Raw genomic sequence first — 24,806 nt, 5'->3', positions numbered from 1 at the left:
GTCGCTCCCGGACGGCGCAGCACACCTTGAAGCGGGCTTTGGAGCTGTGCCGTCGGGGGCGACATGGCTGGTGCGCGAGAAATATGGCGCTACATCGCCATGCGTGTCGGAGGCCCGGTTACGTCCTTTTCGAATTTCTTTTGAAGCGAAGCGACGGAGGCCGGTTTCCTGGCCGTTCAAGGTCCGGTGGTCGTCGCGGCATCATTCCGCGTCAGTCAGCGCACCGGGGTTTGCCTGTCGCGCCAAAGGAGAGAACAGATATGTCGAACAGAGGTCTATACGGGACGGCCGCGGGCGCCGCCGTAGTTGCCGCCATTGTTTTCAGCCAATCCCCCTTGGGCGCGCAGGTTTTCTCGACCGGGGTCAATGATACTGCGGCGGCCGTCGAAGGTGCCGCATGGGCGGATAACGTGACGATCACGATGAACCCCGCAGACAACACGTTCCGTTTTGAATCCGATGGCATCCCCAGCCACGGGTTCGCAGAGAAATACCTGATCCCCACGAACCCGGCCGCCCAGCCTTTTGCGGACAAGCCGGCGAATTTCTTCAAGGTCGTCGACTCGTCCGAGTATTTCGCGGAAACACCGGTAGACACCACGATAACCACGCAGCCCGTCCTTGCGGAGGCGCCGACCGAAACCTCGTTGGGGCGTATCGGCGTTGCCCTGAGCGGCGCGCAAATCTTCAACGATTACGAGAATATGGAGCGTTCGGTCGTCGCCAAGGACGACCAGGTGATCCACGACCACGTCGCATTTCTGGATGAATGCAACGGGCACACACTCGTGGATGGCACAAGCTACCACTACCACGGTATTCCGGTCTGCATCGCCGAAGCGGCGGCACAACCTGGGGCGCATTCCGCGATGATCGGCGTGTTGGAAGATGGATTTCCGGTCTATGCCAACCAGGACGTGGGGGGCGTGATCGTCACCAATGGCGATCTTGACGAATGCAGCGGTCATTTCGGTCCGACGCCGGAATTCGCGGAAGGTATATACCATTACCATCTGACAGCCGACGAAGCGCCCTACATGATTGATTGTTATCATGGCGAGGTGGAAGAAAACTTCGGCGGCGGGGCGCCCGGTCAAGGGCCGGATCTCGCGGCCGTGGCAGAAGAGCTTGGCGTGAGCGAGGACGATTTGATGCGCGCGCTAGGTACCACGATGCCGCCGGATTTCGCGGCGGCGGCGCAGGCCCTCGGACTGAGTGAGGAGGCGCTGCGCGCCGCGATGCCGGGGCCCGGCCGGTAGGCGCGCAATGGAGAGGATTGCCTACCTCGTTATTGGTGCCTCTGTCGCCGTCGTTCTCATGACGCTGTTGCAATCAGGCTATCCGGGCCTGACTGCGCAACCCGCGGGGGCGGAGGTGTCGCGCACAGACACGCCGCACATGACCATGGCGCCGGGCGCGGCGCCGGCCTTGGCGATGACGCATCAGCACCCGCCCCGCGAAGTGTCGCCGGACCTGCCCGTGCCCGGCGTGACTCACCTGATGTTCCCGGACATCATGGGAGGCTACAACGTCCAGATCCTGGTCCGCGATTTCCGCTTCACTCCAGCCAACATAAACCGAGACCCGCAGGACAACGAGGGCCACGCCCACATCTACGTCAATGGCGTGAAGGTCGCGCGGGTTTATTCCGACTGGTATCATCTCCCCGCCGAGTTTGTTCAGCCGGGCGAGAACGAGGTGAAAGTTACCCTGAATGCGAACGATCACGGCGAATGGGCCGTGGATGGGGTCCCGATCTCTTCTGTGGTGCGCATCGTGCTGCCCACGGCCGGAGAGTGAACTGGCGGTGCACAAGGCTGATATCACTTGCGCTCGTGCCGCGCGATGGACCGGCTTGTCGCGCCTCAGCCGCTTCGCGGTCGTTGCTCAGCGCCGGTCGCGCGAATCCTGCGAAACCAGGGCATGCCGACCCCGGTCCATCAACTGTTCTGGATCTGCCGAAGGGTGTTCCCTGAGATCGGAACCTATTCCGGCGGTACTGCCAGCAGTCGTGACGCCCTGATCATGCCCTCCCAGACGATATCCAGCGCCGCGCCAAGGGACAGGTCTTGTTCGTGCTCCCACAAGTGGATCGTCCTGTCGATCACGTCGGTGACAGTGCTGGCGAGGGCGGCGGCGGCCTGGCGATCGTTCACACGCGGGAGCAGGCATTCCGCAAGCGCGATGCGCTCGATGTTCAGGAACCCTTCAAGGATGCCGCGCGCCTTTTCGTTGGACCGAAGGACCGCGCCAATCATCCTGAGGATGGGTTCATCCCCGGACAGGTCTTCCATGTGCCGGTCCAGGAACCGTTTGAGGTCTTCGGCCAGCGTCCCTGTCCCTTCGCGCAAGGCGTCCTTTTCCTCCTCCCGGAACGCGGGCGGGGCCCCGATCGCGGCGGCTTCCTTGTTTGTATAATAGTTGAAGAAGGTGCGCGCGCTGATCCCGGCGGCTGCGGCGATTTCTTCCGTGGTGACGTTCTCCAGCCCGTGCTGCGCCGCCAGTTCCAGCGTGACCATCTGGATATCGCGCGCCGTTTGCTGCCGTCGTCTTTCTCGTAACGAAAGTGTCATTCTTCATAACGTTGCGTAGTGTGCATTGTTTGCGTATCAGGCACGAAATATCGCCGACAGTCAAGGATCAGAGACAGATGAATGGCAGTGTTTGGAAGGTGATTGGTGCGGCCCTTGTGCTGACGGGAGGCGCGGCGTTGGCAAGTGCACAGCCCGGGCCGTCCGGCGCCACTGGCCCTGTCGAGGCGGGCCCCGTCGAGGTGGGCGTTGTCGAGATGAGCTTGCAGGAAATTCCCCGTGTCGTGACCGCGCCGGGACATGCCGTGGCGTTTCAAGAGGTCGAGGTGCGCCCCCGCGTGGGCGGTGTCGTGGAGGAGGTTCTCTACACGCCCGACCACCTGCTTGAAGTGGGCGACCCCTTGTTCCGCATCGACGATTCCTCCTATGTCGCGGCAGAGGCTTCGGCACGGGCAAGCCTGGCGACGGCAGAGGCGCAGCTGCCGGTGATGCAGGCGGCCTATGACCGGGCGGAGCAATTGGCAGGCCGTGGCTACACCGAGGCCGAAGTGGAGGCCGCGCGCGCCAGCCTGGCCGAGGCAAAGGCCACGCTGGACGCGGCCAGGGCCGCGCTGGATTATGCGCAGACAGAATTGTCCTGGACCACCATGAAAAGCCCGATCGCCGGGCGTGCCGATGTCGCCACCGTATCCGTCGGTGACCTCGTGACAGCCGGGCAGTCCGACGCATTGACCGCCATCGTCCAGGCCGATCCGATCTACGTGGATATCAAGGAAGCAAGCACGCGCATCCTTTCTGTCCGGAAAGGCTTCGCCGACGGGACGTTGCAACCGAACGAAGGTCTGAAGGCGACCTTGACGCTTGAAAACGGGGAGGTCTATCGCGGGACAGGTCAACTGGTCACCGCCGGCACCACGGTTTCCACCTCGACCGGCACGGTGACGATCCGGTTCAAGTTCGACAATCCCCACCACGTCATCATTCCGGGGATGTTCGTCCGCGGGGAGGTCGTCATCGGCACAATGAAGGCGTATCTCGTTCCCCAGCGTGCCGCCACGCGGGGAAACTCAGGCAAGCTGACGGCTTATATCGTGGGTGAAGACGGCACCGCGCGGCAGGTCATCCTGGAGGATGAGGGCAGCCATGAAAACGCATGGATCGTCCGCGAAGGGCTGAGCGACGGTGACCGGCTGATCGTGGACGGGCTGTCGACCCTTCGGCCGGGGCAGGCCGTGACACCCGTGGCAGCGATCATTGATGAAGACGGTATCTCACGCGATGCCGATACCTCCGCCGTGGAGGATTGATCCATGGCGGCGTTCTTCATTCACCGCCCGGTTTTCGCCTGGGTGCTTGCCATCGCGACCATGTTGCTGGGCGTCTACAGCATGAGCAGCCTGCCGATTTCCCAGTATCCCGATATCGCGCCGACGACCGTCCGGATTTCCGCGACCTACACCGGGGCCTCGGCGGAGACGGTGGAAAACTCGGTTACGGCGGTCATCGAGGACGGGCTGACCGGGCTGGACGGCCTGACCTACATGACATCTTCGTCCAGCGAGGGGTCTGCCAGCGTCTCGCTCACCTTTGATGATACCATCGACCCCGACATGGCGCAGGTGCAGGTGCAGAACAAGCTGCAACTGGTTGAATCGCAACTTCCCGATGCAGTCACCAGCCGGGGGGTGTCCGTCACCCGCTCGACCAGCTCGATCCTCATGGTGGGCGCGCTGGTCAGCCAGGACGACAGCTATACCTCGCTCGAACTTGGCGACATCCTGAGCAACACGATCCAGGATGCGGTACAGCGTACAGATGGGGTCGGGTCGATCAATGTCTTCGGCACCGAATACGCGATGCGGATCTGGTTGAACCCGGAGCGCCTGTACCAGTATCAGCTGACCCCTTCGGATGTCACCACGGCCGTCTCGCAACAGAATACCAATGTCACCGTCGGCAGCCTGGGCGATCAGCCGGTGACCAAGGGGCATCAGTTCACCGTCTCACTGTCGGCTCAATCGCAGTTGGAGACGGTGGCGGATTTCCAGGCGATCCTGTTGAAAACCGACACGGACGGTTCCACGATCTATCTGCGCGACGTGGCAACCGTCGAATTGGCGGAAGAGGATTACGGCAGTGTGAGCCGCTTTGACGGCCACCCGGCTGCGGGCTTCGCCGTCAACCTGTCCACCGGGGCCAATGCGGTCGATACCGCGGAGCGTGTCCGGGAGGTCATGGACGGTCTGTCCTCGGCCCTGCCCGAGGGCGTGAGCGTGGAGTATCCCTTTGACACCTCCCCCTTCGTGGAGGCGTCTATCGACCAGGTGTACGAGACGTTGATCGAAGCCGTGGTCCTGGTGTTCCTGGTCATCTTCGTCTTCCTGCAAAGCTGGCGCGCGACGCTCATTCCGACCATTGCGGTTCCGGTGGTTCTGCTTGGCACCTTCGGCGTGCTGTCGGCCTTTGGCATGTCGATCAACACCCTGTCGATGTTCGCGCTGGTTCTGGCCATCGGGCTTCTGGTCGACGACGCGATCGTCGTGGTGGAAAATGTCGAACGCGTGATGGAAGAAGACGGGCTGGACGCGGTGGCGGCCACGGAAAAGAGCATGGGCGAGATCTCTACCGCGCTGGTCGGAATCGTCATGGTCCTGTCGGCGGTGTTCCTGCCGATGGCCTTCATGGACGGCTCCACCGGGGTCATCTACAAGCAATTCTCGGTCACGATCATCTCGGCGATGGTGCTGTCGCTCTTCGTGGCGCTGATCCTTACCCCGGCGATGTGCGGCCAACTGCTCAAGAGAGGCCAGGCCAAGGCCCCGGTGGCACCTCTGCGCTGGTTCAACGCCGGGCTGGACCGTCTGACGGGTGGCTACGGCGGGCTGGTGGGACGGCTCTGCCGGCGGCCCTTTCGCATGCTGCTGCTGTTGGGGCTGGCCGGGTTCGGGGCCTATTGGGTCTATGACCGTCTGCCCAGTTCCTTCCTGCCGACCGAGGACCAGGGTGTCCTGATGGCCATGGTCGAACTGCCCCAGGGCTCCACCGTGCAGCAGACGGAATACACGATCTCGCAGATCGAAGAGTACCTGCTGACCGAGGAAACCGGCATCGTTGACGGCGTGTTCGCCAATGTCGGCTTCAGTTTCGGCGGGTCAGGCCAGAATTATGGTGTGCTGTTCATCCGCCTCAAGGATTACGAGGATCGCCCGGACCAGGATGCGGCCGACCTGATGGTGCGCGCGAACCAAAGGTTCTTCCAGTCGCGGCTGGGCAGCATTTTCGTGCTCCAGCCCCCCGCGATCCCGGGCCTGGGCACCTCCTCGGGCTTCACAGTGTACCTGGTCGATCAGTCCGGCGCGGGGCAGGAGGCCCTGACCGCCGCTGCCGATCAGTTGGTGACGGACGGGCGTGCCAGTGGACAGGTCACCAACCTGCGCGGCAATGACGATGCGGCCGAACCTGCCCTGAAATTGCGGATCGACCAGCAGAAGGCCGAGGCGCTGGGCGTTTCCTTGTCGGATGTGAACGCCATGCTTTCCACGGTGTTTTCCGGCTCCTACGTGAACGACTTCCCGCTTGGCAACGACCTGCGCGAGGTGATCGTGCAGGGCGGGTCCGACTGGCGCATGCAGCCGGAGGACATCGACCATTGGTACGTGCGCAATTCCAGTTCCGAAATGGTGCCGGTGTCGGCTTTCGTCAGCCGCGAGTGGGAGATGGTCACCCCGCAGCTTGCCCGCTATGGCGGAACGCGGGCATTGGAGATCTCGGGCGAGGCGGGGGCCGGCGTCAGCTCCGGCGACGCGATGGAGGCGATGGAACAGCTCACGGCTGACCTCGATGGCTCCTACGCTGCCGCCTGGACAGGGCTGAGCTACCAGGAAAGGCTGTCGGGCGACCAGGAGGCCGTTCTCTACGCGATCTCGGCGTTGGTGGTCTTTCTCTGCCTTGCGGCGTTGTACGAAAGCTGGGCGGTGCCCTTCGCGGTGATGCTGTCGGTTCCGATCGGTATCCTGGGCGCCTTGCTGGCGACCTGGTATTTCGGCCAGTCCAACGACGTCTATTTCAAGGTTGGGCTGCTGACCACGATCGGTCTGGCCGCCAGAAACGCCATCCTGATCGTCGAGTTCGCGGAGACTTTGCGTGCCGCAGGCAAGAGCCTGTTGGAGGCTGCCACCTCGGCCGCGCGCCTGCGGCTGCGTCCGATCCTCATGACGTCGCTGGCATTCGGTTTCGGCATCCTGCCGTTGGTTCTGGCTTCGGGGGCGGGGGCAAATGCGCAGAAATCGATCGGAACCGGCATGCTTGGCGGGATCGTCTTTTCGGCGGTGATCGGGATCGTGATGGTTCCGGTCTTCTACGTCGCCGTCATCAGGACAACCGAACTATTCCGTACTCGAAGGGAGACGGCCCAGTGAACCCCCATTACCTCTTGCTGACATGTCTTGTTGCCGGCTGTGCGGTCGGTCCGGACTACCAGAGGCCCGACGTGGCCCTTCAGACCCGCTTTGTCGCGGGCAGTGCCGAGACCATAGGCGCAGTCGCGACGCAGAAATGGTGGCTGGAGTACAAGGATCCGACACTGACCCGGCTGGTGACGCGCGGACTGGCACAGAACCTTGACGTGATGGCCGCAAGCGAGGCGATCCGGCAGGCACAGGCAGAACTGCGCAAGACAGGGGTCAATTCCGCGGCGGACGGCGCGCTGTCCGGGTCGCGCACGACCTCTGGCGGTGACGTGGCCATTGGCAGCACGCGCAGCGATAGCGCCGCTTTGGGGGCATCTCTGGTGCTGGATATCTTCGGTGGTCTGCGCCGGGAACGTGATGCGGCCGCCGCCTCGCTTGCGGCCGCACGGGCCGATGTCGAGACCGTGAGGCTGGCCTGGCTGGCCGAGTTGCTCTCGGCCTATTCCGACGCGCGATATTATCAGGAGGTGCTGGCGTTGACGCGTGCGACGATAAAAGCACGCGAAGAAACAGTCGACATCACCCGCAGCCAGTTCGAGGCCGGGGCCGCAACGGAATACGAGCTTGCCGAGGTGCAGGCGCTTCTTTCCACGGCACGTGCAAGCCTGCCGCAATATGCGGCTCAATTCGAGGCCAATGTCTATGCCATTGCAACGCTGCTGAACGAGCCTGCCGGCCCGATCATGGCGGAACTGCAAAAAGGTGCGCCGCAATTGCCTTCTCCGGCCGGCGCAGGCACCGGGGTGCCCGCCGATCTGTTGCGTAACCGTCCCGATGTGCGCAGTGCGGAGGCCGACCTCGCCGCCGCCGTGGCTGCGGTTGGCGTGGCGGAGGCCGCGCTCTATCCCTCGCTGACGCTGAGCGGAACGGTCGCCCGCACCGATGGCGCGAACAGCTGGAGCTTTGGCCCCCAATTGTCGCTGCCGGTGTTCAACCAGGGACAGTTGAGGGCAAGCCGCGATGCGCAATTGTCCGCAGCCAGGCAGGCAGAGATCAATTGGCGCGGCGCCGTCGCCTCTGCGGTGGAGGATGTCCAGGTCGCCCAATCCAGCCTGTCACGCTACCGCCAGCGCGCCACCCTGTTGAGAAAGGCGGCCAGCGATTATGGCCGCGCCCTGGAGTTGGCACAGCAGAACTACCGCAATGGTGCGATCACGTTGCTGGCCCTGCTGGAAACGGATCGGAATGCCGCGTCTGCCAGGATTTCGGCAGCCTCTGCGGTGAATGATGCGGCGCAGGCCTGGGCCACGTTGAAGATCGCCACGGGGGCCGGCGCGGCCGTGACGGGTCAGGGCGGCACGTGACCCGCGCCATCGCGGAAAATATAGAGGCAGGGCCAGGCTGGTCCGCGCAATGCAAAAGGGGTTTGCAAGACCTATGAGACTGATGCGACATGCCGGAAAAATCGCTTTCTCGGTCGCCTTGATCGGCGCGGTTTGCGTTGTGCTGATGCTGTTCGGGGCACGTCTGGGGCTGTGGGAGCCGATCACCGGCTTCGGGTTCTATCGGACCTATCTGAACCCGCTGGGGATGATCGTTGCCGCGGTAGGTCTGTTGGCGCTGCTCCTTCACCTGGCGCGCAAGGAACGGGGCGGGGTGCTCCTGGGCGGTGTGGCCCTGCTTGTCGGCCTGGCCTGCCTGGCGCCGATGATTGGCGGGATGCTCAACCCGCAGCAGCGGGCGGCGCCGATCCACGACATTTCCACCGATACTGCCAATCCGCCCCTATTCGAGGCACTGGACGAGACCCGCGCTGGCGCGCGCAACACTCTGGACTACGGCGGCCCGGACCTTGCCGCGGCCCAGGCCAGCGCCTACCCGGATATTGCCCCGCTGGACACGGCGCTGGCTCCCGATGCCGCCTACGATCGCGCCTTGGCGGTGGCGCGGGACATGGGATGGGAGATCGCCGCATTGGATCCGGCGCGGCGCCGTTTCGAGGCAACCGCCCGTACCCCCGTCTTTCATTTTGCCGATGATGTCGTGGTCGTGGTGACGGAAAAGGGCGCGGGGAGCCGCGTAGACATGCGCGGTGTATCCAGGGTTGGCCGCAGCGATCAGGGCGTGAACGCCGCGCGCATCCGCGATTTCCAGCAGCGGTTCGGCGGCTAAGCTGGATTTGGCACCTCAGGTGGCAATTCCCCCGTTTCTGCGGGGGCTTGGTGTCAGACTTGACGCGGCCATCTTCAGTTTCTGGGCGGGTGTCATGCCGCCGTTGCCCAAGTTGGGACGCTTGTTGTTGTAGGACCAGAGCCACCGGGTGGCAATCTGGCGCATGTCGTCGATGCTCAAGAAACAGACAGTCCGAGACCGCCGGTCGCAGCACCAAGTCGCTGCCGCAGGTCTGATCGTGCCGTCGGCGCAGGCCAACAGATCTCCACGCCGTCCCTGCCGCCGCAAGAAGAACAAAGTGGCCGGTTCCTATGCCGCCCGCAGCAGGACTATCCCGCCGCCACCGTGGACAATTTTTGCACCGCCGTTCTCAGGCGCAGCGCGGGATCGCAAGCTGCACCGGCTCCGCCATGATCGAATGGCCATCCTCGGTGAGGGTCGAAGCCGAAGGGATCCCCATTACGGAAATCAAAGCCAATCCGTCGTCTTGGCAATGCGCAGCATGGGGGCACGGTCTGCCATGACGGTCAATGCTGCCTCGTGCAGGGGCGCAGAGCCGGCGGCGCAGGTATCTTGCAGAAGGTGAACGCTGCGGCCATCGTCCACCGCCTCCAGGGCCGTGCCCAGGACACAGCAATCCGTGGCGACCCCGCAGATGCACAGGGGCGCCCCTGCGGGCACATGCGGTCGCGCTTCGATCCACTTGGCGAAGCGAGGGCTTGTGACCTGCGGTCCGTCCAGCCTTGGGTCCAGCTTCCAAAGATGCCGTTGCGCGGGATCGAGGGCAAAGGACCATTGGTCATAATAGGCCACCCACGCGTCTTCGGGCTGACTTGGCGGGACAAAGCGGGTGAACAGGGTCCGTCCTGCGAACCGGGGCAGCAGTGCTGCAATCCGCTCCATGCACGTCTCGAAACCCGGCGTGCACCAGGGGCTGTCGGGCGCGCCGAAGCCCGGTTGCATGTCGACGACGATCAACCAGGGGTCGGGTTGGGTCATGCGGCCTCCTGCGGGACTGCCATGGTATCGGCACTGTCCCAGGACACCCAGACCTGTGCGTCTGAAGACAGATCGGGCAGGTCGCGGTCGCGCGCGATCAGCTTCCAGGGCTGGCCTTCGACGGTGACGAGACAGGTCGCCATGGCCCCGGCAAAGACCCGCTGGTCGAGCCGCGCCGGCAGGGCGTTGCCGGAAGCGGGGCGCTCCACGTTCAGCGACAGCGCCTCCGGGCGCACGGCAAAGCGGTGGCCGGCAATCGGGCCGGGCAGCGCCAGCTGGTCGAGACTCGTCTCCGGCAACCAGTTCGCCTCGCCAAGGAAATCGGCGGCGAATGCGCTGTTTGGTCGATCATAGACTTCGCGCGGGGCACCGGCCTGGACGATGCGACCGTCGCGCAGGATGCCGATGCGGTCCGACAGGGTCAGCGCCTCTTCCTGGTCGTGGGTCACGAAGATCGTGGTGATGCCGATCTCGCGCTGGATGCGCTTCAGCTCGATCTGCATGTCGACGCGCAGGGTCTTGTCCAGCGCCGACAGCGGCTCGTCCAGCAGCAACACCTTGGGATTGGTGACGATGGCCCGGGCCAGCGCCACGCGCTGGCGCTGGCCGCCGGACAATTGGTGCGGCATGCGCCCGCCCTTGTCGCCCAGCTGCACAAGGTCGAGCGCCTCGGCGATGCGACGCTTTTCCTCGGAGGCCTCGACCTTGCGTACCCGCAGGCCGAAGCCCACGTTATCTGCCACGGTCATGTTCGGAAACAGCGCGTAGCTCTGGAACATCATGCCGATGTCGCGCTTTTCCACCGGAACACGCTCGACGTTCCTTTCGCCGATGCGGATGGTCCCGTTATCGGGAAAGGAAAAGCCCGCGATAGTGCGCAGCAACGTCGTCTTGCCCGAGCCGGATGGGCCAAGGAGCGCGAAGAAGCCGCCGTTCTCGAAGGTGATGTTGACATCGTCCAGCGCGCGCGCCTTGCCGAAGGTCTTGGTGACATTGTGAATTTCGACGGATGACATCAGCGGCTTCCTCCGAAGCTGGATTTGCGGGTGGCCAGGAACATGATCCCCATCGACAAGGTGATGATGATCGTCGAGATGGCGTTGATTTCAGGCGTGAACCCCTTGCGGATCGCGGTGTAGATCAGCACGGGCAATGTGCTGTCGCCCGGTTCGGCCAGGAAGTAGCTGACGACGAACTGGTCGAAGCTGACGGCAAAGGCAAAGAGCGCCCCCGCCACGATCCCCGGCGCGATCCACGGCAGGGTGACGCGGCGCAGCACGGTCCAGCTGTCGGCCCCCATGGAACGCGCCGCCTCTTCCAGCGTCACATCGAAGGAGGACAGCCGCGCGGTCACGGTGACGATGACGTAAGGCAGCGCAAGGGCCACATGGCCGATCAGCACCGCCGGGGTGCCACGCCCGATGCCGATGGCAAAGAAGAACACCAGCATGGCGGTGCCCGTGATAAGCCACGGAATGGCAATCGGCGGGAACAGCAGCACCTGAAGGATGCGCTTGCCCGGGAACTCGTAACGGAACAGCGCCACCGAGGCAGCAGTGCCCATCACGGTGGCCAGCGCCATGGTCGCGAAAGCGATCAGGATCGACCGGAGCGAGGCCTCGATGATCTGCGGGTTGCCGGCCATGTCCGCGTACCAGCGTGTCGAGAACTCGAACGGCAGTTGGTAGAAGGGCGAGGCGTTGAAGCTCATCGCCGCCATGACGAGGATCGGCGCGTAGAGGAACACGAGGATCAGTGCGAGCCAGACGCGGCCCAGTGTGGGAAGAAAACGTCTCATGTTCTGGCCTTTCGCAGGACCGGGCTGGAAAGACCAAGGATCAGCAGCACCACAGCCAGAAGCACGAAGCTGAGCGCCGCGCCAAGCGGCCAGTTGTAGACGGCGACGAACTGGTCCTCGATGACGGTTCCGTAATAGGTGCCGTGACGACCGCCAAGGATGCGCGGCTCCATGAACGATCCCACCACGGGGACGAAGACCAGCACCGCCCCGGCCAGCAGCCCCGGCAGCGACAGCGGCAGCAGCAGGCGGCGCAGGATGGCCAGCGTGCTCGCCCCCATCGAGCGCGCGGCGTCGATGATGTCATCGTCGATGGCCTGCAACGCGAGGTAGGAGGTCAGGATCACGTAGGGCAAATAGCTGTGCACCAGCCCGATCACCACGGCATGGGTGGTGAACATCAGGTTCAGCCGGATGTCCCAGGGCAACACCGCCTCCAGCGCGCGTTCCAGCACGCCGTTCCCACGCAGCACGATGGCCCAGGAAAAGATCCGCACCAGCGAGTTCGACCAGAAGGGCAGGATCACCAGCAGGAACAGGGTCTCGCGGGCGCGTCCCTTGATCGTGCGGGCCAGCACCAGCGCACAGGGATAGCCGATGAGGATGCAGAAGAACGTCACCGTGAAGCCAAGCTTCAGCGACTTCCACAACAGGGTCGAGTAGACCGCGCTGTCTCCGAACTTCAGGTAATTGTCGAGGGTGAAGCCCCAGTCGGGGGCATCCTGCGGCAGGTCGGTGAGAAAGCTGAAGAACAGCATGGCCGAGAGCGGCAGAAAGACGGCGAGGGTCAGCCAGAGATAGGCGGGGCTCAGCAGCGTGAACAACCGTCTCCGGTCCTCGGGCGCGAGGGTGTCGGCCATGTGGTCCTCCTTGGGAGGAGGGCCGCAGGAACGCGGCCCTCGGACGTGTGAAAACCAGGCGAAACCGGTTACATCTACCGGACGCGGTTACTGCGCGGCCTTCAGACCCTGCCAGACCTCGAGGTATGTCTCGCGGGTGGCATCGTCGATCGGCGCCTGGAAGTGCACGCGGGCGGCCACCTCGGGATCGCCCAGAACGGCCTTGTTGAAGGCATCGTCCGGCAGCGCATCCACGGCGGCGGCATTGGCGGAGGCCGGCGCGCCCTCGGTGTCCCATTGCACGTAGAACTCCGGGTCGATCATGTAGTCGATGAACTGCAACGCGGCCTCCTTGTGTTCCGAGGTCGACGGGATAGACAGGCCATCCAGCCAACCTACCGCGCCTTCCTGCGGGATCACGAAGGCCACCGGAAGACCCATGGAGGCAGAGCGGCTGGCCGACCCGGACCAATAGGTCGCGGCGTCCAGCTCCCCTGCGGCCATGAACTGGTTCCAGTCGTTTTCGCTGCTCCAGAAGGTGCGCAGGTTGGGCAGAAGCTCGGCCACCTTGGCGGCGGCGGCGTCGACGTCCTGAATGTCGTTGATGTCCTGACCGGTCGCCAGCGCGCCCAGTTGCAGCGCCTCGACGGCGTCGTCACGGATCGACACGCGGCCCGCATGCGCCGGATCCCACAGCGCGAGGATGGAGGTCGGCGTCTCGTCCCATTCCTGCGTGTTGATCGCAAAGGACGTCAAACCCCAGGTCCACGGCACACCAAAAGTCTCGCCATCGATGTTCAGCTTGGGATCCTCGGCGAAGGAAGCCGGGATGCCGGCAAAGTTCTCGATCCCCGAGGTGTCGATCGGCGCGATCAACTCTTCGGCTACCGCCTGCGGCGTGAAGGCCGCGTTGATCATCACCACGTCATAGGCACCAGGGTTGGTGCGCAGCTTGGTCAGCATCTCCTGTTCGGAGTTGAAGTATTCGTGCACGACGCTGTGGCCGGTGGTCTCGGCAAAGGTGTCCACGGCCCACTTCAGGTCGGTGCCGTATCCTTGCCAGTTCAGCACGCGGATCTCGTCGGCCAGTGCGCCCGACGCTGCAAGCGCCACGGCAGAGGTAAGAAGGATGGTCTTCATGATCTGGTCTCCTGGTTGAGGGATGGCCGTTGACCGGCCTTATCGTCGTTGAAAATCGCCTCGACCGCGTTGCGGTCGGGGGGTGTGGCGGGGCCTTGGCGCAGGGTGGACAGCGCGGCGGCGATATTGGCGTAGCGAGCGGCCCTCAGCGGGTCGCCGTGGTGTGACAGTTCCGCCAGGAAGCTGCCGATATGGGTGTCACCCGCCCCGTTGGTGTCGACAGGGTCGACGGCATGGGGCGCGATGGGCTGGACGGATTCTTGCGCCAGCAGGCACCCGTCGCCCCCCATGCGCACCAGGGCCCCCTGCCGATCCTGCGCCAGCACCTTCGCGGCCACCTGCGGATCGTCCTTGCCGGTCAGACCTGCCGCCTCGGAGGCATTGGCACTGACCCAGTCGGCGCGGCGCAGGACGCGGCGCAGCAGGTCGGCGTCAAGCAGATGCACCACGGGCGAAGGATCGAAGGCCAGCATGATCGTGTTGGGCAGGGCGGCGACCCAGTCCACCAGCGCGCGGGCGGCCTTGGGATAGTGCAGCGAATAGCCCGACAGCAGCACCTGCGAGACGCCGGACAGGTCGATCTGCACAAGGTTTTCGGCGCGGACCGCCCCTTCCGCACCGGGGTAGCCCACGAAGCTGCGCTCGCCATCCGGCTCCAGCAGAACCGTACAGCAGCCCTGATCCTGCGACAGGCGCGGACGGGCAGTCTCGATCCCCAGGCGGGCAAGATCATCCGCCACGCGGTCGGCCAACGGCCCGGACCCGAGCGAGCCGCCCAGCACCACGCGCTGACCTGCGGCGCGCGCCGCGGCCATGGCGTTGAAGCCGCCGCCGGAACACATGGCAAAGCCGGTGCAACGCGCCTCCTGCCCACGCAGCGGCAGGGCGGTGACATTGTACACCAGGTCCACCACCGGCCCGGTCATCTGCAAGAGGGCCCCCATCAGGCGGCCACCCGGCGCAGGGCCAGCAGTGGGGCAGCCAGCCCGTCAAGATCCTGGGCATTCGCGGCGCGCAGCTGCGTGACCACGTCATCCGGCAGCGCGAGGCCAAGCGCCCCCCCCATGGCCCCGGTGATCGCGCCGATCGTGTCGGTGTCGTCGCCGATGTTGGCCGCCATGCGGAGCGTATCCCAGAGCGGCAGGCCCATGCTCAGCAGGCCAAAGGCGCAGGCGACACTTTCGCGGCTGGCCACCGAGGTGCCGATGCCCGCGATCAGCGCGTCCTCGCCCTGTTGCGCCAGTTCGATGGCCAGGGCGATACGCCCCGCCATGTCCGGCTCACCCCTGGGGTGGCCGACCTGCTGGCCGGCGCGCGCGGCCTCCAGCACGCGCGGCAATGCGGTGTCGAAATCCATGCCCGCCACGCCGCAGCTGACCATCATCGCCACGGCAGAGGCGCTCGCGATGGCCTCGCCGGTGTTGTGCGTCACGCGGCAGGTCTGTCCCACGCGGGCGACCAGCGGCGCGACCTCGGGTGCGACCGACAGGCCCACCGGCACGATCCGCATCGCCGCGCCGTTGGTGGTGCCGTTTTCGCCTGTCTGCTCGGGCGGCACCCCGTCAAGCAGCGCCGCAATCGCCGCCTTGGACGAGGGGCCAAGAAGGTCCGCCAATCCCTTGGCGCGGATCTCCGCCTCCCAGTCAAGCAGGTCCTGCGCCCAACCTTTGGCATCGAAGCCCTCCGGGTCGCGCAGCAGCCGTTCAGCCAGCAGCAGCGTCTGCTCGGTATCGTCGGTGATCTGCGCCGCGGCGAGCCCGTGCGACACCGGGTGTCCGTCAAAGGGCGCGACAAAGGCGGTGATCCGCCCGTAGTGCCGTGCAATGGCGTCCCGTGGAAGGGTTTGCGCCGGCATTCCGAGGGCATCCCCGGCGGCCAGTCCCAGAAGGCAGCCGCGCGCACGGCTCAATACGATGTCGGGCATCGGAAGTCCTGTTCAGAAAGTCATATGGAGGCCGAATAGCTCCGGATCGAGGAAGCTTTCGACAAATTCGATGGGATGCTCGGCGGCATCCCGGGTGAGACGGCGCAGCCGCAGCATCGGCGCTCCGGAGGTGCGCCCCATGAGGGCCGCATCCTCGGGCGACAGCGCGGGCAGCACGTTGGCCCATTCCTCGCCTGAGGCTGGATGCAGGCCGCGCGCGGACAATGTCTGGCTCAGCGAACCACCGTCGAGACCATCCTCGATCAAGATCTCGAAATCAGCGCGCCACGGCACCCGCGCCCGTTCCAGCGACAGGCCGCGCCCGGTCTCTTCGCGAAAGCGCAGCCGGTCCACGGCGAGCACTTCGCCCGCAAGGCCGGTGGGACAGTCCAGGTCCATCTGAATGCGCGCGATACGCAGGATGCGCGTGCCCGTGCGCATGTCCGAGGCGGACAACGCCAGCGACCAGCCCGGCCCGCTGTCGATCACGCTGCCCGCGTAGGTGACGAAGGAGCCGATGCCCACCTTTGTCCGGATCAGACCCTTTTCCGCGAGAATGCCGAGACTCTTGCGCACGGTCGTCCGCGAGACGGCGAAACGGGTCACCAGGCTATTTTCGCTCGACAGCGTGGAGCCGTCCTGAAGCTGACCGGACCGGATCTCGGCTTCGATCAGGCGCGCGATGCGCTCGGATTTGGATTCGTGGGCAGGCTGTTCGGTCTGGGACATGTTCGCTCCTGTCTGGTGCAGACTAGACAGGAATATACAGGTTGCGCGAGTCTTTTGTTGCCTCAGAAGCCATATTTCTTGCGTAAACAAAAAAAGCGCCCGAAAACGGGCGCTGAAATAGAGGGGTGTGGGTGTACAGGTAAGGACAGGCTACAATCCGCCCAGCCATTCTGCGATATCGTCGGCATCCGTAACATCAGCGTATTTCTGGTGCATGTCGTACAGGTTCGCGTCATGCGGCGCCTGTGCCCGGTCGGCGCAGCAATCGGCCGGGACCAGCACATTGAACCCCGATTGCACCGCATCGACCACGGTGGCGCGCACGCAGCCGGAGGTCGTCGCGCCGCAGACCACCAGCGTGTCGGTGTTTGCCCCTGCCAGCAGCGCGCCCAGCGTCGAGCCGAAGAAGGACGAGGCTCCCTTCTTCTCGACGATCGGATCGCCGGGCTGGATGCCGGTGGCGGCGTCGATCTCAACCAGCCGCGAGCCCTGAAGCAGCGCGCGCATTCCCGTTGCCTTCTTCAGCCAGGGCAGCAGGTCCAGCTCTCCGGGGTGGTAGGCGATGGTGGTGAAGATCACCGGAAAGCCCTTGGCCCGCGCGCTGTCGCACAGGCGTTTCGTCTGCGCCATCTGCGCGGTCGCATCGGACGCGGTCGGATAGGCGGGATCGGTGAATCCGTAGGAGAAATCCACCACCACTACGGCGGGGCGGGTGCCGCGCGGAACGGCGGCACCGAAGCCCGCCTGCGCATAGGTCTGGTCCTGAGACATGTCGTGTTCTTCCTGTTGCCCCCGCCGCCGAGGGCGGGGGCCATGCGGCTCAGTGGCGGGCCATCTGGAGTTCCTTGACGACGATATCGCCGTCGATCACCACCGGCTCATCGTCGAGGAACAGCGAGCAGCCGCGCATCGGGATGTCGAGGTGGCAGGCGGTGTCGTTCGGCCCGCCAAGCTCGTTGTTTGGCCCGGTCGAGAACATGACGTTGCCATAGAAGCTGCGCGGCTCCATGCCCATGCCGCCGGGGAAGGCGCCGGGCAGCATGTTGTGCCACTTGGCATGCGGGTTCATGCCCCAGCCCACATGGGACATGCCCATGCCGCGCGGGTCGTTGAAATCGTCCATGTAGGATTTGACCAGCTCCGCATCGAGCCCGCCGCGAATGTCCGTCACCCAGCCCTTTTCGATGGTGTAGGTGATCGGGTCGCGGACGTAGATGTTCTGCGGCAGCAGGATGTCGCCCGGCGCCACCACGATCTGCCCGTCGACGCCATCGTCGTCCCCGCCGGTGAACACGAAGCCCGACGGCCAGTGATCCCAGCGCCCCGGCTCGTCGGTGCAGGCGTATTCGGTCACCGTAGGATAGGTGTTGAGCTTGTAGGTCACGTCGGTGCCATGAGGCGAGGTGATGCGCATGACCTTGGCCTTGGCCAGCATCTCACCGCCAATCTCGACCTTCTCGCGGATCTCCTGCGTCGGCAACAGGCGCGCCAGCAGCTCCGGTGGCTCGACTGCGGTCAAGATGCGGGTGCCCGACTCCTGGATGGCGAATTGCTCGGGCGAGAACAGCAGGAAGATACAGTCGATCAGCATGTCGCAGTTCTTGAGGGCCTCGACCGCCTCGGGCATCGCCGCAAGACCGGTCTGGCCGACGGCCCAACTGCCGACAACGGGCGGCGCGGGCAGGCGCATGTGGTACATGTTCGCGCCGAGCCTGCGCCCGGCGGCCATGAAGGCGTCGGCGTAATCGAGGCGCTCATTGCCTTGCGTCAGCACGATCAGGCGTTCGTCGGACTTGACGCCGGACATTTTCAGCTGGTGCAGGCAGATCTCGGTAAAGCTTGCGTGGTCCATGTTTTTCCCTGTTTCTTTTTAAGCTTCGAAGTCCATGACCGCGGCAAGGAACCCCTCGAGGTCGTCCCACGGGATCATGTGGCCCGCACCGGCGACGATGCGCTGCTCGATCGCCGGGTTGAGGTCGCGCACCTCCTGCTGATCGTCCGCATCGACGACCGTGGCGCCGCCGGCGATCACGAGACGCGCGGGCTTTTCCAAGCCCGGGATGTCCTGGTGGATGTCGTCGGTGTGAAAGCCGTCGAATGCCTGCCGGATCGCGCCCCAGTGGCAGGTGTGCAGCCATTCCGCGCGCAGGGCGATCTGTTCATCGCTCCATGTGGGGCAGAAGGCTTTCATCTCGTCGAAGGTAATGGCGCGCTTGGCCAGCATGATGCTGTCGCCATACCAGGGCCATTTCGACGGGTAGGCGCGACGGTTCGGCCCCGACATGGGCGGATCCACGAGGATATGACCGGCAAAGGCGTCTGCGTCGCAGGTGTTGGCTCTGAGCGCGATGCGTGCGCCCATCGAATGGCCCATCAGGACCGGCGTGTCCAGCGTCCTGGCGACGGCAATCGCGTCATTCGCCAGCGCATCCAGCGTGTAGTCGAGATCGCCGGTCTCTGACAGGCCGCGCCCGCGCACGTCAAGCACATGGACCTCCCATTTCGCGGCCAGTCGCTCCGCGACGAAGTCCCAGGTCACGGCGGGCGAGGTGATGCCCGGCACCAGCAGCAGCTTCTGCGCGCCCGACGGCCCGTCGTGGCGGACAAGGTGTTGGCGAATGCCGTTTGCGTTGATGTTGTATCCGAAAGCCATGTGATCCTCTCTCAATATGCGCCGGAGAGCAGGGCGCCGCCGCCGGGCACGCGGGTCGGCACGCCGATCGCCTTGAGCATTTGCCAAGTGGTCGCGATGGCGGCGGTCAGCACCGGCTTGCCGGTCTGCGCCTCGACCATCGGCACGGCAGGCAGCGAAGGCATCTGAACGCAGGCGCTCAGCACCACGACGTCGGCCTCTTCGATGTTCATGCCGGCGACGATGCCGGGCAGATTCATCGGATCATACGCCGCGACGGCAAGGTTGTCGGAAATCTCGAGCGCGCGGCTGTCCACCACCTCGAAGCCCTCGTTGCGGATGTAATCCACCACCATGTCGGTCAGCGGCTGCATATAGGGGGTCACGACCGCGATCTTCTTCGCGCCCATGGCGTGCAGCCCATCCACCAGCGCACCGGCGGAGGTCACGACTTCGGAGGGCATGTCATTGGCGCGGGTCACGCCGGACAGCCGTTCCTGCGAGGCGCGGTGATACCCATGGCCCATCGACATGATCGCCACGAGGCAGGCATAGCCCATGACGTCGACTTTGGCATCCGACAGCTCCAGCGCGCAGCGGTCGCTGTCGGTGTCCATCTTGGCCAGCTCTTCGCGGGTCACATGCTTCATGCGCATCCGCGACGAATGAAAGGTGAACCGCTCGTCCGAGATCTGCTCGCGGGCCCGCAGCAGCGCCGGAATCTCGGTTTCCATGGTCACGTTCGAGGAGGGCACGATCTGTCCGATACGATAGGTCTTCATTTCCATTCCCCTGTGGAGTCGTCCTGTTCCCCAGAAGATGTGGGCCAAATAATTGTTGGTGTACACCCAAATTTAGGAAAGATGCATGTTTTTTCCCGCCCATGTCATGCGGCGCCTGTTTCCCGGGCACGGAATCCTCGGGCGCCGGGCCGTGTCGCCCGCCGCCAATTCAAAGCTACCGTTCTGAAAGTAGGCGAAAAACCGGCTCAGACGATCCGGCTTAGAAGTGCGAGCAGGGTCTGCGCCTCTTTTTTGGACAGGGGCGCAAGGGTGTCGGCGGTGATCCTCTTCATCGTCGGAACACATTCTGTCAGCAGGGCGCGGCCCGCCTCGGTGGTGCGCAGCATGTAGCGGCGCTTGTCCACCATGTCCTTTTCCATCTCGATCAAGCCGCGCGCCTGAAGCCGTGCCACAACGCCCTTGGTGGTCGAGGCATCCATCGCCACGAGCCGCCCCAACGCATTCTGCGAGATCGGTCCCGGTCCCATCGCAAGGCCGTACAGCGTCGAGAACTGCATGGCCGTCAGCCCGCCGGGATTGGCCTCGCTAAAGATGGTCTGATGCCGCTGGTAGGCCTTGCGCAACACGAAGCCCACCTGCTCGTCCAACTTGTAATCGGGGTCTTCCAGCATTGCCATGCGCCTGTCTTTGTCGTGCCAGCGTGTTGTTGCATCCTTTGCAGCATGGCACCAGAGGCGAGGGCTGCGCGAACGTCATTGTATCTTTGTTGAGCGGCCAGGCGGCTGCGCGCTCAAAACCTGTGCGATAGGTCTGGCCTTTTGCTGCAAAAGCTGACTTTCTGGTAGAACTTGTTTGTATACGTTCAAATTTTCCTGTTCTCACTCCCCAACCAAGATCCGCCAGGAAAGGATTTACCGTGCCCCGTGACGCCCTGTCTTTCACCTTGAACGGCCAGACCGTGATCTGCGAGGCCAACGGCTCGGCGCTTGATGTGTTGCGCGACCGGTATGGGCTATGCGGGCCGAAATACGGCTGCGGCATGGGGCAATGCGGGGCCTGCACCGTACTGGTGGATGGCCAGGTGGCGCGAGCCTGCGTGCTGCGCGCGGCGCGGTTGCAGGCACGGTCCGTGGTCACGCTGGAGGGGCTCGCGGGGGCGGACGGCCTGCACCCGGTGCAGGCGGCCTTTGTCGAGAAGCAAGGCGCGCAATGCGGCTACTGCCTGAACGGCATGGTGATGACGGCGGTGGCGCTGCTGGAGCGTGACCCCGATGTCAGCCGGGGCGAGATCCGGCAAGCGCTGCGCGACAACCTGTGCCGCTGCGGCACGCATCAGGAAATTCTCGACGCGGTGGAACACGCGGCACGGCAGATGCGCCTCAAGGCGGAGAACGTCGCATGACCGGACTGGTTTCCATTTTCGAAGACCGCCCCGAGGGGCGGATCAGCCACGTGCAGATCGGTGCAGGTGGCGCGGTCGTGGCCCACAACGGCCACGTCGATCTTGGCACCGGGATCGAGACGGCCCTGGCCCAGATCGTCGCCGAGGAACTGGACGTGCCGCTCAGCGATGTGCGCGTCGTTCTGGGTGATACGGCGGTGACGCCGAACCAGGGGCCTACGATTGCGTCGGAAACGATCCAGGTCGCGGCCTTGCCTTTGCGGCGCGCCGCGGCGCAGCTGCGGCACTGGCTGGCAGGACAGGGGGCCCGCCGGCTGAACGCGTCGCCCGACGGGGTGGAGCTGCGCAACGGCGCGGTCTGCTGGAAGGACACGCAGGTGAGCTTTGCCGCGCTGGTCGAGGGTCAGGAGCTGGCGATGCGGCTGGACGAGACCGTCCCGGTAAAGGACGTGAAGGACTATCGCATTGTCGGCCAGCCCGTGGGCAAGCGCGACCTGCCGACCAAGGTCGTCGGGGATTTCCAGTACATCCAGGACGTGCGCATCGACGGGATGCTGCATGGTCACGTCATACGCCCGCCCTATGCCGGGCGCGATTCGGGCAACTTCATCGGGCGCGCATTGAAGGGATATGATACGGCCGCGATTGCCGCACGGCCCGGTTTCGTGGCGGTGGTGCAGGAAGGCGACTTTCTTGGCGTCGTGGCCGAAACCCCGCAGCAGGCCCGCGCGCTGGCCGAGGCGCTGCCGGTGGACTGGGTCGTGCCGCCCGAGATGCCCGACCTTACCGACCTGAAACACGCGTTGAAGGATGCGCCCTCGACCCCGCGCGCGTTGGACCGTCGTGGCGATTTCGACCGGGGCATGGCCGAGGCCGAGACGCGGCTCGCCCGCACTTATGTCTGGCCCTATCATCTGCACGGCTCCATCGGGCCAAGCTGCGCAATTGCCGAATGGAACGACGGCAAGCCGGTGATCTGGTCCGGGACGCAGAACCCGCACATGTTGCAGGGCGACCTTGCCACCCTCGTAGGACTGGAGGCCGGAAGCGTCGAGATCAAGCGGTATCAGGCGGCGGGCTGTTATGGCCGCAATTGTGCCGACGACGTCTGCGGCGATGCGCTGCTGATGGCGCGGGCCGTCGGTCGGATCGTGCGGGTGCAGCTGACCCGCGCGCAGGAAACCCTGTGGGAGCCCAAGGGCGCGGCACAGCTGATGGAGGTCGCAGGCGGGCTGAAGGACAGCGCGCTGCATGCCTACAGCCTGGACACCTGGTACCCGTCGAACCGGGGGCCGAACCTGTCGTTGCTGCTGACGGGGCGGATCTCGCCGGAGCCACGCCCCAGCGACATGGGCGACCGCACCACGGTGCCGCCCTACCGCGTGCCCAACAAGCGCATCACCGTGCATGACATGGCGCCATTGGTGCGCGCCGCCTGGATGCGCGGCGTCTCGGCGCTGCCCAACACTTTTGCCCACGAAAGCTATATCGACGAGATGGCGCAGGAGGCGGGCGAGGATCCGGTGGCCTTCCGTCTGAAGCATCTCGACGATCCGCGCGCCCGCGAGCTGGTGCAAAAGACCGCCGCCGCCGCCGGCTGGGAGGCAGGCACCGGACCACGGCTGAAGCGCGAGGGGCGCATGGCCTACGGGCGCGGCTTTGCCTATGCCACCTACGTGCATGGCACCTTTCCGGGCACGGCGGCTGCGGCGGCGGCCTGGGTCTGCGACGTCACCATCGACACGCTGACCGGCGAAGTCACGCTGACCCGCGTCTTCGTCGGGCAGGACCAGGGGCTGGTCATCAACCCGGCAGGCGTCACGGCGCAGATCAACGGCAACGTGATCCAGACCGCCAGCCGTGTCCTGACCGAAGAGGTGGTTGTCGATGCCATCACCCCAGCGCCGCAAAGCTGGGCCAGCTATCCGATCGACACCTTCGACAAGGTGCCCGAGATCCGCTCCATGCTGATCGAGCGGCCCGAGGATCCGGCGTTGGGTGTCGGTGAAAGCGCGGCCGTCCCGGCAGCGGCGGCGATTGCCAATGCGATCTTCGATGCGACGGGTGTGCGCCTCCGCGAGGCGCCCTTCACCCCCGACAGAATGCGCGCCGGGCTGGCCGCGCTTGACGGTCCGGCGGCGCTGCCCGCTCCGGTGGCCGCGCCCGCTGCGAAGCCATCGAAACTGAAATGGATCGCCGCGCTTGCCGGGGCGGTGACATTGGGCGCGGTTGCCATTCCCATGGCCCGCCCGATCCCGCCGCAGCCCGCGCCGCTGGCCACGACCTTCTCCGCCGAGACGCTGGAGCGCGGGCGGCAGGTCTTTGCGGCGGGCGATTGCGCGGTCTGCCACACCGCCGAGGGTGGCCCCGAGAACGCCGGGGGCCGCCCGATGGAAACGCCCTTCGGCACCGTCTACACCACGAATCTGACCCCCGACCCCGAGACGGGCCTGGGGATGTGGAGCTTTGCCGCCTTCGAGCGCGCCATGCGCAAGGGCATCAGCCGCGACGGCCACAATCTGTATCCCGCCTTTCCCTACACCGCCTTCGCCAAGATCGACGGGCCGGACATGCAGGCGCTTTATGCCTACCTCCAGACGCTCGACCCGGTGCACGCGGAATCCCCGCGCGCGCAGATGCTGGCCGGCACCAACCTGCGGCCGGTGAACGCGGCGTGGAACCTGATGTTCCACGATGCCGCTCCCTTCCGGCCCGCACCGGAGCAGTCCGAAGAATGGAACCGCGGCAAGTACCTCGTGGAGGCGGCGGGCCACTGCAGCGCCTGCCATGCGCCGCGCAACGCGCTGGGGGCAGAGGTCGCCGTGATGAGCGGTGCCGCCATCGACGGTTGGTACGCACCGCCGCTGCAAGGCACGGTCGAGGGCTGGAACAAGAATGCACTTGAAGCCTACCTGCGCGAGGGCCATGCGCCGGGTCGCGCCGTCGCCTCGGGGCCGATGGCAGAGGTGGTGGCCAGCCTAAAGGGGCTGCCCGATGCCGAGATTTCCGCCATGGCAACCTACTTGGCCGACCTTGCAGGGGATGCGCCGATGCCCCAGGTGGTCCAGCCCGACCTGGTGCCGGGGCCGGGATCACGCCTGTTCCGGTCCGCCTGTGCCAGCTGTCACGAACCCGGCCTGCCAGGCATGACCTCGGCGCTGGAGCCGCTGACGCGGTCGGCTGCTCTGCGCGCGCCGACACCGGAGGCGCTGCGGACGATCCTGGCACAGGGCATCGAATCGCCCGAGTCGCTGGATCTGCGCGACATGCCCGGCTTCGGCAAGGAGCTGTCGGCGGCCCAGACCGACGCGATCATCGCCTACCTGCGTGCCCGCTACGCCTCCGATCTGCCCGCATTTGACGGGCTGGAGGCCGCGCCGGTGGCCCGCGTGGTGAAACCACAGGCGGCGGCAGAGTAAAAATGCATGTTTCATCCAGATTTCTTCGCCATGCGCGACGCAAATGGATGACGTTCCCAATATCGTTGG

Annotated in this window: 23 protein-coding genes; 8 read left to right on the top strand and 15 right to left on the bottom strand. The window is 65.1% G+C overall.

Annotated elements, in window-relative coordinates:
* The first annotated feature begins 260 nt into the window (after nucleotides 1-260).
* Nucleotides 261-1,259 (top strand): YHYH protein, encoded by a 999-nt coding sequence (locus G5A46_RS02970; RefSeq protein ID WP_163847180.1) that lies wholly within the window; start codon nucleotides 261-263, stop codon nucleotides 1,257-1,259.
* A 7-nt stretch (nucleotides 1,260-1,266) separates the two neighbouring features.
* A complete protein-coding gene (locus G5A46_RS02965) occupies nucleotides 1,267-1,800 on the top strand; it encodes a hypothetical protein (RefSeq protein ID WP_163847178.1) in 534 nt (177 codons plus the stop codon).
* 185 nt (nucleotides 1,801-1,985) lie between these two features.
* Here the strand turns inward: G5A46_RS02965 and G5A46_RS02960 are convergent, their stop codons facing one another.
* Nucleotides 1,986-2,573, bottom strand: a complete 588-nt coding sequence (locus G5A46_RS02960) for a TetR/AcrR family transcriptional regulator (RefSeq protein WP_163847176.1) — start codon at nucleotides 2,571-2,573, stop codon at nucleotides 1,986-1,988.
* A 77-nt stretch (nucleotides 2,574-2,650) separates the two neighbouring features.
* Here G5A46_RS02960 and G5A46_RS02955 point away from each other — a divergent pair, with 77 nt between their 5' ends.
* The 4 genes from G5A46_RS02955 (at nucleotide 2,651) to G5A46_RS02940 (ending at nucleotide 9,112) form a co-directional block, all read left to right on the top strand.
* Entirely contained in the window at nucleotides 2,651-3,838 is a 1,188-nt protein-coding gene (locus G5A46_RS02955; protein WP_163847174.1) for an efflux RND transporter periplasmic adaptor subunit, read from the top strand.
* A gap of 3 nt (nucleotides 3,839-3,841) precedes the next feature.
* Complete coding sequence (locus G5A46_RS02950) at nucleotides 3,842-6,949, top strand: efflux RND transporter permease subunit (protein WP_163847173.1); 3,108 nt, start codon at nucleotides 3,842-3,844, stop codon at nucleotides 6,947-6,949.
* Nucleotides 6,946-8,304: an efflux transporter outer membrane subunit gene (locus G5A46_RS02945; RefSeq protein WP_163847171.1), complete on the top strand. Its 1,359-nt coding sequence runs from the start codon at nucleotides 6,946-6,948 to the stop codon at nucleotides 8,302-8,304. Before G5A46_RS02950 ends, G5A46_RS02945 begins: the two co-directional genes overlap by 4 nt.
* A 73-nt stretch (nucleotides 8,305-8,377) precedes the next feature.
* Nucleotides 8,378-9,112, top strand: a complete 735-nt coding sequence (locus G5A46_RS02940) for a DUF1499 domain-containing protein (protein WP_163847169.1) — start codon at nucleotides 8,378-8,380, stop codon at nucleotides 9,110-9,112.
* Nucleotides 9,113-9,127: 15 nt separating this feature from the next.
* Here the strand turns inward: G5A46_RS02940 and G5A46_RS02935 are convergent, their stop codons facing one another.
* The 14 genes from G5A46_RS02935 to G5A46_RS02870 form a co-directional block, all read right to left on the bottom strand.
* The gene (locus G5A46_RS02935; RefSeq protein ID WP_163847167.1) at nucleotides 9,128-9,292 is read right to left on the bottom strand and encodes a transposase; all 165 of its coding nucleotides are present in this window, start codon (nucleotides 9,290-9,292) and stop codon (nucleotides 9,128-9,130) included.
* A gap of 288 nt (nucleotides 9,293-9,580) precedes the next feature.
* Nucleotides 9,581-10,111, bottom strand: a complete 531-nt coding sequence (locus G5A46_RS02930; RefSeq protein WP_163847165.1) for a cysteine hydrolase family protein — start codon at nucleotides 10,109-10,111, stop codon at nucleotides 9,581-9,583.
* Complete coding sequence (locus G5A46_RS02925; RefSeq protein WP_163847163.1) at nucleotides 10,108-11,127, bottom strand: ABC transporter ATP-binding protein; 1,020 nt, start codon at nucleotides 11,125-11,127, stop codon at nucleotides 10,108-10,110. The genes G5A46_RS02930 and G5A46_RS02925 overlap by 4 nt, the downstream gene beginning before the upstream one ends.
* Nucleotides 11,127-11,909 (bottom strand): ABC transporter permease, encoded by a 783-nt coding sequence (locus G5A46_RS02920; protein ID WP_163847161.1) that lies wholly within the window; start codon nucleotides 11,907-11,909, stop codon nucleotides 11,127-11,129. Before G5A46_RS02920 ends, G5A46_RS02925 begins: the two co-directional genes overlap by 1 nt.
* Nucleotides 11,906-12,769, bottom strand: a complete 864-nt coding sequence (locus G5A46_RS02915; protein ID WP_163847159.1) for an ABC transporter permease — start codon at nucleotides 12,767-12,769, stop codon at nucleotides 11,906-11,908. The genes G5A46_RS02920 and G5A46_RS02915 overlap by 4 nt, the downstream gene beginning before the upstream one ends.
* Nucleotides 12,770-12,856: 87 nt before the next feature.
* The gene (locus G5A46_RS02910; RefSeq protein WP_163847157.1) at nucleotides 12,857-13,888 is read right to left on the bottom strand and encodes an ABC transporter substrate-binding protein; all 1,032 of its coding nucleotides are present in this window, start codon (nucleotides 13,886-13,888) and stop codon (nucleotides 12,857-12,859) included.
* A complete protein-coding gene (locus tag G5A46_RS02905; RefSeq protein ID WP_163847155.1) occupies nucleotides 13,885-14,832 on the bottom strand; it encodes a PfkB family carbohydrate kinase in 948 nt (315 codons plus the stop codon). The genes G5A46_RS02910 and G5A46_RS02905 overlap by 4 nt, the downstream gene beginning before the upstream one ends.
* A complete protein-coding gene (locus G5A46_RS02900) occupies nucleotides 14,832-15,812 on the bottom strand; it encodes an ADP-ribosylglycohydrolase family protein (RefSeq protein WP_163847153.1) in 981 nt (326 codons plus the stop codon). The genes G5A46_RS02905 and G5A46_RS02900 overlap by 1 nt, the downstream gene beginning before the upstream one ends.
* Before the next feature lie 12 nt (nucleotides 15,813-15,824).
* Nucleotides 15,825-16,541, bottom strand: coding sequence for a GntR family transcriptional regulator (locus tag G5A46_RS02895; protein WP_163847151.1), 717 nt, complete (start codon nucleotides 16,539-16,541; stop codon nucleotides 15,825-15,827).
* A 150-nt stretch (nucleotides 16,542-16,691) separates the two neighbouring features.
* Entirely contained in the window at nucleotides 16,692-17,312 is a 621-nt protein-coding gene (locus G5A46_RS02890) for an isochorismatase family protein (protein ID WP_163847149.1), read from the bottom strand.
* 49 nt (nucleotides 17,313-17,361) lie between these two features.
* Entirely contained in the window at nucleotides 17,362-18,393 is a 1,032-nt protein-coding gene (locus G5A46_RS02885; protein ID WP_163847147.1) for a 2,5-dihydroxypyridine 5,6-dioxygenase NicX family protein, read from the bottom strand.
* A gap of 18 nt (nucleotides 18,394-18,411) precedes the next feature.
* Entirely contained in the window at nucleotides 18,412-19,194 is a 783-nt protein-coding gene (locus tag G5A46_RS02880) for an alpha/beta fold hydrolase (protein ID WP_163847146.1), read from the bottom strand.
* An 11-nt stretch (nucleotides 19,195-19,205) separates the two neighbouring features.
* Nucleotides 19,206-19,955 (bottom strand): maleate cis-trans isomerase family protein, encoded by a 750-nt coding sequence (locus G5A46_RS02875; RefSeq protein ID WP_476705131.1) that lies wholly within the window; start codon nucleotides 19,953-19,955, stop codon nucleotides 19,206-19,208.
* Between the two features lie 206 nt (nucleotides 19,956-20,161).
* Nucleotides 20,162-20,593 (bottom strand): MarR family winged helix-turn-helix transcriptional regulator, encoded by a 432-nt coding sequence (locus G5A46_RS02870; RefSeq protein ID WP_163847144.1) that lies wholly within the window; start codon nucleotides 20,591-20,593, stop codon nucleotides 20,162-20,164.
* Nucleotides 20,594-20,832: 239 nt separating this feature from the next.
* Here G5A46_RS02870 and G5A46_RS02865 point away from each other — a divergent pair, with 239 nt between their 5' ends.
* Nucleotides 20,833-21,318: a (2Fe-2S)-binding protein gene (locus tag G5A46_RS02865; protein WP_163847142.1), complete on the top strand. Its 486-nt coding sequence runs from the start codon at nucleotides 20,833-20,835 to the stop codon at nucleotides 21,316-21,318.
* Entirely contained in the window at nucleotides 21,315-24,737 is a 3,423-nt protein-coding gene (locus tag G5A46_RS02860; RefSeq protein WP_163847140.1) for a molybdopterin cofactor-binding domain-containing protein, read from the top strand. Before G5A46_RS02865 ends, G5A46_RS02860 begins: the two co-directional genes overlap by 4 nt.
* The last annotated feature ends 69 nt before the right edge of the window (nucleotides 24,738-24,806 follow it).

This window comes from Pseudooceanicola aestuarii (assembly GCF_010614805.1).
Taxonomy (GTDB): Bacteria; Pseudomonadota; Alphaproteobacteria; order Rhodobacterales; family Rhodobacteraceae; genus Pseudooceanicola; species Pseudooceanicola aestuarii.
The sequence above is the reverse complement of the archived record's forward strand: the minus strand, read 5'-3'. Positions and strand labels throughout refer to the sequence as shown.